The organism is uncultured Anaerofustis sp., from assembly GCF_938029165.1.
Taxonomy (GTDB): Bacteria; Bacillota; Clostridia; order Eubacteriales; family Anaerofustaceae; genus Anaerofustis.
The window spans coordinates 19,755-33,016 of the sequence record NZ_CALHFB010000050.1 but is presented as its reverse complement, the minus strand read 5'-3'; the positions used below and the strand labels follow the sequence as shown (position 1 = coordinate 33,016).

The window sequence follows — 13,262 nt, the reverse complement described above, 5'->3', positions numbered from 1 at the left end:
AAGTGATTAATTTAACTGTTGATAATATAAAAGTAGAAGTAAAGGAAGGGGCGACGATTTTAGACGCCGCAAAAAAAGCCAAAATTGAAATCCCTACACTTTGCTATTTAAAAGATCTTAACAGACCCGCATCATGCAGGATGTGCATGGTAGATGTGGGAGGTAAATTATTCTCCGCATGTGTAACTCATGCTGCGGAAGGTATGAATGTAAAGACGCATACAAAAAGGATTAGAAATATAAGAAAAACTATACTTGAACTTACTCTTGCCAATCATAACTGTGAATGTACGACTTGTGAAAAAAGCGGGAACTGCAAGCTTCAGACTATGGCAAATAAATATCTTACAGGTCCAAGTGAGTTTGAAACAGAGTTCGAAAAGGGGATAGATAACAGTTCAAGTGCTGTTACTAGGGATTTAAGTAAGTGTATAAAATGTAACAGATGTGTCAGCATGTGTAGAGATAAGGTCGGTGCGTCAGCAATTTCACTTATTAACAGAAGTGAAGAAACCACTGTTGCAACTCCTTTCAATATGCCTATCATTCACAGTGATTGTATCGGCTGCGGACAGTGCATAACGGTTTGCCCTACGGGTGCTTTGATTGAGAGAGGTACTACGGAAGAATTGTACGATTTACTTGGTGAAGATACATATTATAATATCTGCTTATTGTCTCACGGTGCATATGAAACGTTAGCTAAAGGTGTTGGTGCAGATAATGCGCTTATGAAGGCAAAGGTCGTAGATGTTTTAAATAAGCTGGGATTTTCTGAAGTAATAGACTATGAAGAGTATTTGATAAAGGAAATGAATGCCGTTGCATATTTGCTTAAAGAAAATATGCTTGAAGGAAAACCGTTGATTTATTCCTGCTCATCCGGCATACGTAGAGAAATCGAAGATGTTTATCCTGAGGCTGATAATCTTTTTGTTAATCTTTCTAAAATAAGAAAGGATATAAATACTAGGTTTAAAGAAGGCTATCTGGACAGGAATATCGACAAGGACGTTCATTTAACGAGAGTTGAAAACTGTACAGCTTTTCTCCCCGAAACCAATGAGACATCGGGTATTGATATTTCTATCACTACAAGACAGCTTGCAAAACTTATTAAAACAAGCGGTATTGATTTGAACAAGGCTGATAATAAACCACTTGATAACCTTGATTATACGGGGGTATTCAATCCATATTTCTTGAGCGTAAATACCGCATATGCTATTATAAGGCTTGGTGAAAGAGCGTCAATAAAAAATGATAAAGGAAATATTAAAGAATTTTCATTTGATTTATCCGACGGTAAGAAAATCAAATGTGCCGTTGTAAACGGACTTAAGGCTTCCAAAGAGGAAGTTAAAAGAATATTGGACGGTGAAAGTGAATACAATTTCCTTTGCGTCATTCCTTGCGAAGGAGGGTGTGAATTCGGAGGAGGAAGACCTGTTATAACAAAATAAGTTAAATAAAATATTAGGACTATTCATAAGTATTTATGAGTAGTCTTTTTTATTTAGGAGGAAAAATGTTAGTTCATATACTTAGAGAAAATGAAAATATAGAAGATTTATGTAAATTGTATTCAATAAGCAAGGAAAGAATTTTGAAAATAAATCGAATGAATGAAAATAGTAAAATCCAAGTGGGGCAGAAAATAATAATCCCCATCGATGATTTTTATTATTTTAAAAGAAAGGAAGAAAATTTGGAAGACATAGGGAAAAAATTCAATATTTCAAAGGAAGAAATTTATAAAAATAATATAAATCCTTTGTGTTTTAATGACGGGAGTATAAGGCTAAGGATAGATACGCATAAGAAGGATATTGAAGTGTATTCTCTTGTAGATTTAAATTTAAAGAGCAATGCTTTTATAGAACTGGATTTGGAAAGCCGATATGTAAATTCCGTGCTCGGGTATAACGGAATAGGGAATAAAGATGATCCTTTGTATGTAGAGGACTATTATTTAAGGAAGATTCATGATGTGGATAAAGTCTCTACCAGTCTGATTATTAATAGCATAAAATGTGATACTTATGAATTTTTGGCTGATTATATATGTAAGAATATAACTGAAAATATTTATTATGACGACGTTACTTTATATTATGATTTAGCGGGAATAGATTTAAATTTACTTTTTGACATATTGAACAGCAAAAATATAAAAACAAATATATTGCTGGATGAATATTTATTTTCCGGTATTTCAAATAATGAAGAAATAATAGAAATTATAAATAAAAATGCAAATAAAGTATTTGTTTTGCCAAATTTTATAAGTGATGTTTTATATACTTCAAAGGAAGAATATCTTTCATTTTTAAATAAAATCTCTGTTTTTGATAAAAATAAAGTCGTAGCGGGATTTAATTTGAATAATGCGAGAAATGAAGATATTTTGGAAATTATAGAAACGGTGAGGTATTTATATGATATGGACTTTAGACATTTATTACTTTATAGTTCTGGTAATAGATTTTTTGAAATGGAATATATTTTAAAACATTTTTTTGCAATAAATAAGTAGTTTAGTTAATTTATTTGATATTTTCCCGAAATGTATTATAATAGTATGGAATATGCAATATAATTTAAATAAAAGAATAATAATTTTGAAAATGATCTATGTTTAATGATCGATATTAATAATAAAAATAATAATCAATAAATGAACATAATACTGTAAGGAGATAAAATGGAAGGGTTAATATATAAAATAGAGAAATATACCACTCAGTGCGGTCCCGGATTTAGGACTGTAGTATATATGAAAGGTACACCTCTTGAGTATCCATGGTGCGAATTTCCCGAAGCACAGGAAAATGATATAGAGGTGCTTTTTGATAAAGAAAAATGTAAAATGTGCTATAAATGTACACAGGCATGTAATCAAAGGATAGTAGCAGAAGCTGAACATCAGGTATTTGAATGCACAAAGTGCGGTAAATGTGTAGAAGCATGTCCAAACGGAGCAAGAGAGCTGATAGGTGAATACATTACTCCGAAGGAGCTTGTTGACAGAATAATGCCTGAAATGGAGTATTATAAAACAAGCGGGGGAGGCGTTACATTCTCAGGCGGAGAGCCTTTGATGCAGGCTGATTTTTTACTTGAGGTGATTAAACTTTTAAAAGAAAATGATGTCAATGTTGCAATCGAAACAGATGGGTTTGTCGATTATAAAGTATTTGAAAAATTGATACCTTATACTGATTATTTCTTATATAATTTAGACTTGGTAAATGATGATGTACATAAGAGATTTACCGGTGTCAGTAATGAGCTTATCATAGAAAATTTAAAAAAGGTATCCTTCAGTATGTCGAAGGTGATTGTAAATGTAACATTCGTAAGTGAAGTAAACTGCAATATGGATGAACTTAAACTTATTGTATCCCTTCTTTCAAAACTTGAACTTGAGGGCATAATCATTAAGGGTTATAATAACACTAATGAACATATGTACAGTCTGCTTGGAAAAAACAGGGAATATAATTTTAAGGCTCCGAATAAAAAAACATTAGTGAATATATCAAATTTATTTAAAAGAATATGTGATGACGTGAAAATCCTTTCTTAAGGATTTTCTTTTATTAATAAAACATAAAATGATATAGTTTTCAAATTAGCATATGTTATATATCATATTTATGATATAATGTCGTATTAAATAGTATGAAAATTTTGAAAATATACTCTTGTATTTTTCTTTTTATCCTATATAATATTAGTTACAGGATTATGGAGAAAAAAAATATTTTTTTAACTATTGTGACTATATTAATTGTTTTTTGTTTTCTGATGAATAAGTCACCTTAACTATAAAAATATCCTTTTTTGCATAGTAGGGATATTAAAGGGTATATGACTGGATGTGGGACCTGATTTAAAAGTATTATTTTTATTTGATACATAAAGAATTTGAAAGTATTGATCTTTAATATTCTTACTTAATCTTTTTAATTTTTAAGGGGAGATTTAGACTTATGGCAAAAAGCGAAAATTATAAGATTTTTGAACGAAAATTAAAAGATGTAAATTCTAAAAAGAAAAGATTATCTCTTCTTGAACAATTGGATTCTTTAGATGAGGAAATTTTAAACGAAAGAGATAGGATTTCCAAAGAACTTTCATTTTTTGAAAGTGCATTAGATTCACTTGAAGATATGGATAAGAATATTATTGAATCTAATTATATAGAAAAAATCAGTATGGTTAAGATAGCCGAAGAAACTAATTATGCTACCAGTGTTTGTTCAAGAAAAAAAGTAAAAGCCGTTAAAAATCTTATGTACTTGATGACAGGTATTAAGGAAGACTAAAAAGAAGGGGATCCCCTTCTTTTTTTCGTACATTTAAATTCCTTTATCATTTTCTATATTCATCATTTCAAGTGCGACGCTGTCAAATACTTTAAGGGCAGGTCCCGAACCGTATCCTCCGTTTTCTATGAAAACAGTCATAGCATATTTGGGATTGTTATATGGGAAATATCCCGAGAACCATGCATGTGGAGATTCTTTTTCATGATTTTCTGCTGTTCCCGTTTTACCGGCAAGTCCTCCGTAACTGTCCAGTGAATTACTTTTTGCAGTACCGTCTACGCAAACCATTCTAAGTGCCTTTTGAAGATTTTTTATTGTACTTTCTTTTAGTTTTAAATCAAATATTTGATTTTGTTTTATATCGACTATATCATCACTCGTGTTTTTTACACTTTCGACGATATATGGCTGATAACCTATCCCTCCGTTTGCTACGGCACTCATTATAGTGTTTAACATTAAAGGTGTCGCCTGGACTTTTCCCTGTCCCAGAGCCAAGTTAAATGTATCTAAATTATTATAGATGTTATCGGGAACAAAGGAATAATAATCGTCATATTCTAAAATAAATTTTTTGTTTTTATTGGTTTTATCATTAATGCTTCCAAATCCGAGTTCTTTGGCATAATCGATTACTTTGTTTGAAATTATATTTCCTTTATCATCTTTGATGTTAAGTCTTTTTGCAAGTCTGTAAAAAACTTCATTACATGATTTACTTAAGCCTTCCAATGCGGTTATTTTCCCGTGACCTTCTCCTTCATGACAATATCTTGTAACTCCGTCGATTTTGATTTTTCCTGTACAGTTGAATTCTTCTTTTAAATCTACTGCGTTATTTTCAAGTGCCTGTGCCAAAGTAAGTATTTTAAACACGCTTCCCGGCTGATAAGATAGAACATTTTTATTTAGCGTTTCGTCACTTGATACCATGGTTAGTATCTCTCCGGTTTTAACATCGGTTACTACCACGCTTCCGCCTTTAAAGTTATTTTCCTTTAGGAACTTCTTTAAATATTCTTCTGTATATTTTTGAAGATGATAATCCACGGTTGTATTTACAGTATTCCCTTCATTTAAATGGTCATTAACCGCAGTATAATTTTCTTCGTTGATTATACTTCCCGTGGCGTCTATGCTTGAAATTATATTTATCGGCGTCCCTCCGTTTAGAAGTTCATTATAATATAACTCAAGACCGCTTAGTCCTTCTACCGCATCTTTTGTAGTCGTGTCTTCATTTATTCTTATGTTTCCTATAAAGGTTTTTCCAACATTAAAAGAAGTATTGTTTTGAAGACTTACATTCAGCTTTTTATTTGCGGAATTATCCGCAAAATTGATGCCGTTCCTGTCCAGTATCGCTCCTCTCGGATAATAAGTCTGTATTGTCTTTTCGTATTGCGATGCAAGTTTTTTTATGTTATCCTCGTCTTGAAACATGAATGCTTTTATCACAAAAGCTGTAAGTAATATAAATAGAAATATTATAAAAATAGATAACATTTTAATTCTTTTTTCTAAAGTATCTCTAAACATATTATAAGTATTGGTATAATGAGGAAAAATATACTATTTTTAGTGATTTTTCTGTAAAAAGTGTTATAATAATAAATTGAATATAACATTTAAAAGTAATGATTGGGAGTAACAAATGGAAGAGCAAAGGAAACTTCAATTAGCTACTGATTTTTATCAGTTGAGCGTAAGCAATGTATATTTCGAAAAAGGATTTAAAGACAGAAAAGCCGTATTTGATGTCTTTATCAGAAGAAATCCTTTTGAAGGAGGATATTCTGTTTTTGCGGGACTTGAGCAGGTAATAGAATATATCAATAATCTAAGATTTGAAGAAGATGATATAGCTTTACTTAGAGAAAATCATCCCGAACTTACAAACGGATTTTTAGATTATTTAAGAGAATTTAAATTCAGCGGTGAAATATATGCAATGGAAGAAGGCGAAATATTTTTTCCATCGGAACCTGTACTTAGAGTAAAGACAAACTTGATTGAAGCGCAGATAATCGAAACTGCGATACTCGCAATAATCAATCATCAAAGTCTTATAGCTACAAAAGCTTCTAGAATAGTTTCCGCCGCAGGTACTTATGCACCGGTGCTTGACTTCGGGCTTAGAAGAGCTCACGGAACGGAAGCCGGACTGTACGGTTCCAGAGCATGTATAATAGGCGGATGTGTAGGTACGAGTAACGTTGAGGCTGAATATAAGTGGGATACCGTATCAAAAGGTACTATTTCTCATGCTTTTATTATGGCCTTCGACAGTGAACTTGAAGCTTTCAGAGCATATGCAAAATATAATCCCGATAATTTGATACTCCTTGCTGATACCTATGATACTTTAGGCAGCGGGATAAAAAATGCTATAAAAGTATTTAATGAAGAAAGAGAAGCGGGGAGACTGAAAGGCAGTTACGGTATCCGTCTTGACAGCGGAGACCTTACCTATTTATCCGTAAAAGCTAGAGAGATGTTTGATGAGGCGGGATTTGAAAGTGCCGTTATAAGTGCTTCAAACGATCTTGACGAATTCATTATTTCCGACCTTAGAAATCAGGGGGCAAAAATAGGTATGTACGGAGTAGGTACCAAAATGATAACCGCTGACGGTACCAGTGCTTTAGGCGGAGTATATAAGCTTGCAGCAATAGAGAGAGACGGCAAATTATCTCCTAAAATAAAAGTTTCCAATGATCCAATAAAAATTACTAACCCGGGATATAAAAAAGTTTTAAGATTTTATGACAATCTTACGAATGTTGCCATAGCGGATTTAATAACATTAAATGATGAAGTAATCGACGATACAAAACCGCTTACAATATATCATCCTGTTCACACCTGGAAAAAGAGAACGATAGAAAATTTCCATGTAAAAGAATTGTTAAAACCTATATTTGTAGATGGAAAACAAGTATATTATTCACCTAAGCTTTCTGAAATCAGAGAAAACCACATGGTTGCCAGAAGTACATTTTGGCCTGAATTCTTAAGACTTATAAATCCAAGTGAATATCATGTAGATGTTTCTGATAAATTATTTGATATAAAGAAAGATTTACTTGCATCGGTACAAAAATAATTTAAGAGGAGAACGTTTTATGAGTGAGAAAAAAAATGTAGGCGTCGTATTCGGAGGTAAATCCGGAGAATATGATGTTTCCCTTTTATCTGCCTATAATGTAATAAAGGGCATAAACAAGGAAAAGTTCGATATTACTATGATAGGTATCACATTGGAAGGGAAATTTTATATTTATAAAGGTGATGTTGAGAAAATAAAGACTAACGAATGGATAAACGACAGTGAAAATTTAATAAGCGATTTTTCATTGTTTGACGGAGATATAATAAATAAAGTTGATATTATTTTCCCTGTTTTGCATGGACAAAACGGAGAAGACGGAAGGATACAAGGGCTTTTTGAAATGATGGATAAGCCTTATGTAGGCTGTGAAGTCCTCGCTTCTAGCGTATGTATGGATAAAGATATAGCAAAAAGGATATTCAGAAGCGTTGGTATTCCCGTCGTAGACGATGTTCTTGTTTTTAACACGGATATAGAAACAGATAAACTGCTTACGGATACTCTTGACAGATGTGAAGAAACCCTTCCTTATCCGATGTTTGTAAAGCCGGTTAACATGGGTTCAAGTGTTGGTATATCAAAGGCTAAAGATAGAGCCAGCCTTAAAGAAGCACTTCTAAAAGCAGTTAAATTTGATACTAAAATATTAGTTGAAAAAGGTATAAACGCAAGGGAAATCGAAGTTGCGGTACTGGGTAATTCTCATCCCGAAGCTTCTTATCCGGGAGAAATCGTATCGTGTAAAGAATTCTATGATTATGAAGCTAAATATCTTTCAGGGGACGGAAGCAGGATAGATATCCCCGCAAAAATAGATGATAAGATAATCGAAAAGATAAGGAATTATGCGGTAAAAGCATTTAAAGCAGTAGGTGCCGGCGGTTTATCAAGGGTTGATTTTTTCCTTGACAGAGATAGCGGAGATATTTATTTAAACGAGGCTAACACTCTTCCCGGTTTTACAAATATAAGTATGTATGCTAAAATGTGGGATTATATGGGCATTGGTTATTCGGATTTGATTGAAAGACTGATTGACTTAGGTTTTGAAAGATATGAAATAAAACATAGATTAACTATAAAAGAATAATATGGGAGAAAATAATGTTCGGGAAAATAACAAGAGAAAAAGAAATTATTAAATTAGTCGATGATGCGATAGATAAATGTATTGAACAAGGGCTGCTTGAAATAAAAAAAGAAGATGTGCCTGAAATCAGGGTCGAAGTACCAAGGGAAGAAAAGTTTGGGGATTTTAGTGTAAATACTGCTATGCAGCTTGCAAAAGCTGCCAGATGCAACCCAAGAATTATTGCCGAAAATATAATTAAAAATATTGATACGAAAAATTCTTATGTAAAAGATATTTCTATTGCAGGTGCCGGATTTATTAATTTTACTTTGGATAATAAATGGCTTTATGACGAGTTAAAGAAAGTTATTACTTTAAAAGATAAATATGGAAAAATCATAGAAGAAATTCCTAAACGAGTAAATGTTGAATATGTAAGTGCTAATCCTACCGGACCTCTTCATATAGGGAATGCCAGAGGCGGAGCTATAGGTGATGTAATAAGCAATATCCTTACGTGGGCAGGATGTGAAGTTACTAAGGAATTTTATTTGAATGATGCGGGAAATCAAATAATCAAATTCGGTCAGTCTTTGGAAGCCAGATATTTACAGGAGCTTGGTAAAGATGTCACATTCCCCGAAGACGGCTATAAAGGTGAAGATATCACAGAACTTGCAAAGGGTTATATCGAAGAAAACGGAGATAAGCTTTTAACTATAAGCGAAAAAGAAAGACAGTCCGAACTCGTGGAATATTCTCTTGATAAAAATGTTACGAACATGGTTAGTGATTTAAAGGATTACGGAATTGATTACGATGTATTCTTCAGCGAAAGAACTCTTCATAATTCGGGAGCGATAGATGACGTGATCTCTAATATGAAAAAAGACGGCAGTGTATACGAAAAAGAGGGAGCGTTATGGTTCAAAGGTACTGATTACGGACTTGAAAAAGACGAAGTACTTATAAGACAAAACGGAGTGCCTACTTACTATGCTGCGGATATAGCTTATCATTATGATAAATTAGTCAAGAGGAATTTTGATTATGCAATAAATGTTTGGGGAGCAGACCATCACGGTCACGTTGCAAGACTTAAAAAGGCAATGGTTGCACTGGGCGTAAGCGAAGACAGACTGGATGTGATTTTAATGCAGCTTGTACATTTGGTTAAGAACAATGAAGCTTTCAGAATGTCAAAGAGAAAGGGAAATATTTATACTCTTTCCGATTTGGTAGGCGAAGTTGGCAAAGATGCCGCAAGATTTGTATTTAATTATAATAAGCCTAATACTCATATGGATTTTGACCTCGACCTTGCAATAAAGAAATCCAGCGACAATCCTGTTTTCTATGTGCAGTATGCTCATGCAAGGATTTGCAGTATCATAAGAAATATTGGTAAGGAAGTTAAAACAGAAAACTTTGAACTTCTCGATAAAAAAGAAGAAATAAACTTGCTTAAACTAATTTCTAATTTCAGCGATGAAATCTTAAAAGCAAGCAAGGATCTAGATCCAAGTAAAATTACCAAATATGCAATGGATCTAGCGGGTTCGTTCCATTCTTTCTATAACGCACACAGAGTCATAGTAGATGATGAAAAATTAATGAATGCAAGACTTGCTCTCATTACCGGAGCAAGGGATGTCCTTAAAAATACTCTTGATATATTAGGTGTAAGTGCTCCCGAAAAAATGTAGGAGTAAAATATGATAGATAAAAGTATGGTCGATGTCATTGCTGACATCAAAAAAGAGGAAAATTTAAAATCGGATAGTGAAAAAGCTTTATATCATAAAAACTGCGGTGAGACTTTGATTGAGGCTTTAAAAATAAAGTATGAACTGGATATTGACGATAAGGTATTTAAAATGCTTGCTCCTTACGGATTTGGTATTCAGACCGGAAATACCTGCGGTGCTTTTGCCGGAGGAGTAGCCGCAATAGGACTTATGTTTACCGAAGATAAACCTTCCACAAATGAAAAGATGAAAGAAATAGTAAAAAAGTGGGTTGAAGTTTACACTGAAAAATTCGGTTCCATAAACTGTTCATACATAAGACCGAGATATATGGATCCGGTAAGAGGATGTCTTAAAGTTATGGAAGAAGCGGGAACGTTATTTGAAGGATTTATAAAAGATTATATATAAAAAAGACGCTTTTAGCGTCTTTTTATTTTACCAAATACCCAGTATATGCTGCATAATAAGACTTACTGCAGCTATTCCTACCCAGCAGCAGGCACCCATAAATATAGGCTTCGTTTCTGATTTTATTAGGTGTACTATATTTGTATTTATCCCTATAGCAGCCATAGCCATTATTATAAAGAATTTGCTTAGTTCTTTCAGAGGAGTTGTTATTACCGGAGATAGATTGAACACAGTGGTAACAACAGCTGCTAAAACGAAGTAAAGAATAAAAAATGGGAATATTTTTTTTAGACTTACATTTCCGCCTTCTGCTTTTTCTTCTTTTCTCGTTCTTATAAAAGCAAGTACTAAAGTGATAGGAATTATTGCAAGCGTTCTTGTTAGTTTCACTATCGTTGCCGCTTCCAAAGTATTGCTCATGTGTATCCCGTCCCATGCTGCGGCAGCCGCGGTTACCGATGATGTATCGTTTATTGCGGTACCTGCGAATAATCCGAACCCTTCGTTGGATAAGCCTAAAAATGACCCCAGTGCTGGGAATATCAAGGCAGCTATCACATTAAATAAAAATATTACTGATATAGCCTGGGCTATCTCTTCGTCGTTTGCATCTATTACAGGTGCCGTTGCAGCAATTGCAGAACCTCCGCATATGGAAGAACCCACACCTACCAAAGTAGATATTTTTGAAGGTATTTTCAGTAGTTTGCATATTACATATGAAATGACAAGTGAAGTTGTGATAGTTGCTATAATGATTGGAAGGGATTGTTTTCCTTTCATTAATATATCCGTTAAGTTCATGCCGAATCCAAGCAGTATAACCGCGTACTGAAGTATCTTCTTTGATGTGAAAGTTATTCCCGACTTATATGAAGATTTGTCTTTTATAACATAATTTATCACCATTCCCATAAGTATTGCAAATACAGGACCTCCCACTACGGGAACAAGTTTTCCCAAAAACCAGGCGGGAACAGCAATGATCAGACATAAAATTATTCCTTTGATGTTTTGTTTTATAAATGCCATATTTTCTCCTTTGATTATTTTTATATGATTTTTGATTTACTTTGATATTTTACCATTATTTATAAATAATTTAAAATTATAAATATTTATTTATATATAAAAATATGTTATGATATTTTAAAGGAGAATTATATAAAATGTTAGATTTTAGGATTGATACTTTTTTGGAAGTTTGCAAACAAATGAACATAACCAAGGCGGCTAAAAGTTTGAATATCACTCAGCCTGCGGCTACTCAGCATATTAAATTTTTGGAAAGCAGTTATAATATTAAACTATTTAACTATAAATCTAAAAAGCTTTCTTTAACGAAAGAAGGGGAAGTATTCCTAAATTATATAACAACTCTTAAGCATGATGATTTGAAATTAAGAAGTGAAATAGGTTTGATTGGTAATAAAAATTTACAATTAAACTTTGGTACAACTTTGACAATCGGCGAATATCTTATGCCGGATAAGATAAGGAAGTATTTAAAGGATAATGATAATGTAAATATGAAGGTCCTCGTTGCTAATACGAATGAACTTTTAAATTATATCAATAATGGAAATATTGATTTTGCGATTATCGAAGGTAATTTTCCGAAAAATGAGTTTGACTATATAAAAGTATCTGCTGAAAACTATATAGGAGTTTGCAGTAAAAAGAATAAAATATATAGTAAAAACTTATCTTTGGAGGATTTATTAAATCAAAGACTTATAATAAGAGAAACAGGTTCGGGGAGCAGAGAACTGATTGAAAAATATTTGGAAAACAGAAGTATAAGCATAAATGATTTTAGTAATACGATTGAAATAAATAATATCAAAGTAATAAAGGAATTAGTAAAAAGCGATTTAGGTATTACATTTTTGTATGAAGCCGCTGTTAAAAAGGAACTCAAGAATAATGAACTTGTTAAATTACATATCAAAGACTTTAAGATAGAACATGATTTTAATTTGATTTGGAGAAAAAACAGTAAATACAAAAATTATTATTATAAAATATTTGAAGATTTTATTAAATAGGTATAGAATATTAAAAAGGGCAATTGAAAAGGAGTAAAAAGTTTATGGAAAAATCAAGAGTTGATATTGCGGTAGATAAGTTTAAAAGCGGTTATAACTGTGCGCAGGCGGTAGTATGTACATATTGTGATTTGCTTGGGCTTGATGAAGAAACAGCCTTTGCTATGTCTGAAGCTTTCGGAACGGGTATTGCAAGGATGCAGGAAACATGTGGAAGTGTGTGCGGTATGATCATGCTTGCCGGACTTTTAAACAGCGATAAGAATTTAAAAGAACCTAAAACAAAAATCAAATCACTTACATTAGGTAAGGAATTGGCTGACAAGTTTAAAGAAATGAATACTACAGTTAGATGTAAGGAATTAAAAAGCGTAGGTATGGACAGACCTCCAATCAGAAGCTGTGACGGATGTGTTCATGACAGTGCCGAAATAATAGAAAAATATTTATTAAAGAAATATTTCGAATAGAATAAGGTAAAAAAGTCCATATAAAGGACTTTTTTTAATGAGATAAATAAGTAATAAAGGAAGT

General features: G+C 32.6%; 12 protein-coding genes. 10 read left to right on the top strand and 2 right to left on the bottom strand.

What is annotated here, in order from left to right; translation table 11 throughout:
- Positions 1-2: 2 nt before the first annotated feature.
- From Q0516_RS09180 to Q0516_RS09165, 4 genes are all read left to right on the top strand, one after another.
- The gene (locus Q0516_RS09180) at positions 3-1,463 is read left to right on the top strand and encodes a [Fe-Fe] hydrogenase large subunit C-terminal domain-containing protein (protein WP_294465050.1); all 1,461 of its coding nucleotides are present in this window, start codon (positions 3-5) and stop codon (positions 1,461-1,463) included.
- A gap of 65 nt (positions 1,464-1,528) precedes the next feature.
- Positions 1,529-2,536: a LysM peptidoglycan-binding domain-containing protein gene (locus Q0516_RS09175; RefSeq protein WP_294465048.1), complete on the top strand. Its 1,008-nt coding sequence runs from the start codon at positions 1,529-1,531 to the stop codon at positions 2,534-2,536.
- A 168-nt stretch (positions 2,537-2,704) separates the two neighbouring features.
- Positions 2,705-3,589, top strand: coding sequence for a glycyl-radical enzyme activating protein (locus tag Q0516_RS09170; RefSeq protein ID WP_294465045.1), 885 nt, complete (start codon positions 2,705-2,707; stop codon positions 3,587-3,589).
- A 406-nt stretch (positions 3,590-3,995) separates the two neighbouring features.
- Entirely contained in the window at positions 3,996-4,331 is a 336-nt protein-coding gene (locus Q0516_RS09165; protein ID WP_294465042.1) for a hypothetical protein, read from the top strand.
- Positions 4,332-4,364: 33 nt separating this feature from the next.
- Here the strand turns inward: Q0516_RS09165 and Q0516_RS09160 are convergent, their stop codons facing one another.
- Positions 4,365-5,840, bottom strand: a complete 1,476-nt coding sequence (locus tag Q0516_RS09160) for a penicillin-binding protein 2 (RefSeq protein WP_294465039.1) — start codon at positions 5,838-5,840, stop codon at positions 4,365-4,367.
- A 148-nt stretch (positions 5,841-5,988) separates the two neighbouring features.
- On the opposite strand from Q0516_RS09160, the gene Q0516_RS09155 reads away from it, so the two are divergent.
- The 4 genes from Q0516_RS09155 to Q0516_RS09140 are packed head-to-tail and all read left to right on the top strand — an operon-like array spanning position 5,989 to position 10,677.
- A complete protein-coding gene (locus tag Q0516_RS09155; RefSeq protein ID WP_257480778.1) occupies positions 5,989-7,440 on the top strand; it encodes a nicotinate phosphoribosyltransferase in 1,452 nt (483 codons plus the stop codon).
- A gap of 19 nt (positions 7,441-7,459) precedes the next feature.
- Positions 7,460-8,536 (top strand): D-alanine--D-alanine ligase family protein, encoded by a 1,077-nt coding sequence (locus tag Q0516_RS09150; RefSeq protein ID WP_257480777.1) that lies wholly within the window; start codon positions 7,460-7,462, stop codon positions 8,534-8,536.
- A gap of 14 nt (positions 8,537-8,550) precedes the next feature.
- The gene (gene argS, locus Q0516_RS09145; RefSeq protein ID WP_294465031.1) at positions 8,551-10,224 is read left to right on the top strand and encodes an arginine--tRNA ligase; all 1,674 of its coding nucleotides are present in this window, start codon (positions 8,551-8,553) and stop codon (positions 10,222-10,224) included.
- A 9-nt stretch (positions 10,225-10,233) separates the two neighbouring features.
- A complete protein-coding gene (locus Q0516_RS09140) occupies positions 10,234-10,677 on the top strand; it encodes a C-GCAxxG-C-C family protein (RefSeq protein WP_257480775.1) in 444 nt (147 codons plus the stop codon).
- Positions 10,678-10,704: 27 nt separating this feature from the next.
- Here the strand turns inward: Q0516_RS09140 and Q0516_RS09135 are convergent, their stop codons facing one another.
- Positions 10,705-11,712, bottom strand: a complete 1,008-nt coding sequence (locus Q0516_RS09135) for a YeiH family protein (RefSeq protein ID WP_257480774.1) — start codon at positions 11,710-11,712, stop codon at positions 10,705-10,707.
- Between the two features lie 137 nt (positions 11,713-11,849).
- On the opposite strand from Q0516_RS09135, the gene Q0516_RS09130 reads away from it, so the two are divergent.
- On the top strand, positions 11,850-12,728 hold the full coding sequence (locus Q0516_RS09130) for a LysR family transcriptional regulator (protein ID WP_294465027.1): 879 nt from the start codon (positions 11,850-11,852) through the stop codon (positions 12,726-12,728).
- A 44-nt stretch (positions 12,729-12,772) separates the two neighbouring features.
- Positions 12,773-13,198 carry a C-GCAxxG-C-C family protein gene (locus Q0516_RS09125; RefSeq protein ID WP_257480772.1) on the top strand — a complete coding sequence of 142 codons (426 nt, stop codon included), beginning with the start codon at positions 12,773-12,775 and terminating at the stop codon, positions 13,196-13,198.
- Positions 13,199-13,262 lie beyond the last annotated feature (64 nt).

Coding starts and splice junctions, on each gene's coding strand:
- argS (WP_294465031.1), top strand. CDS start 8,551: ATGTTCGGGAAAATAACAAGAGAAAAAGAAATTATTAAATTAGTCGAT.
- Q0516_RS09140 (WP_257480775.1), top strand. CDS start 10,234: ATGATAGATAAAAGTATGGTCGATGTCATTGCTGACATCAAAAAAGAG.
- Q0516_RS09160 (WP_294465039.1), bottom strand. CDS start 5,840: ATGTTATCTATTTTTATAATATTTCTATTTATATTACTTACAGCTTTT.
- Q0516_RS09155 (WP_257480778.1), top strand. CDS start 5,989: ATGGAAGAGCAAAGGAAACTTCAATTAGCTACTGATTTTTATCAGTTG.
- Q0516_RS09165 (WP_294465042.1), top strand. CDS start 3,996: ATGGCAAAAAGCGAAAATTATAAGATTTTTGAACGAAAATTAAAAGAT.
- Q0516_RS09170 (WP_294465045.1), top strand. CDS start 2,705: ATGGAAGGGTTAATATATAAAATAGAGAAATATACCACTCAGTGCGGT.
- Q0516_RS09135 (WP_257480774.1), bottom strand. CDS start 11,712: ATGGCATTTATAAAACAAAACATCAAAGGAATAATTTTATGTCTGATC.
- Q0516_RS09175 (WP_294465048.1), top strand. CDS start 1,529: ATGTTAGTTCATATACTTAGAGAAAATGAAAATATAGAAGATTTATGT.
- Q0516_RS09125 (WP_257480772.1), top strand. CDS start 12,773: ATGGAAAAATCAAGAGTTGATATTGCGGTAGATAAGTTTAAAAGCGGT.
- Q0516_RS09150 (WP_257480777.1), top strand. CDS start 7,460: ATGAGTGAGAAAAAAAATGTAGGCGTCGTATTCGGAGGTAAATCCGGA.
- Q0516_RS09130 (WP_294465027.1), top strand. CDS start 11,850: ATGTTAGATTTTAGGATTGATACTTTTTTGGAAGTTTGCAAACAAATG.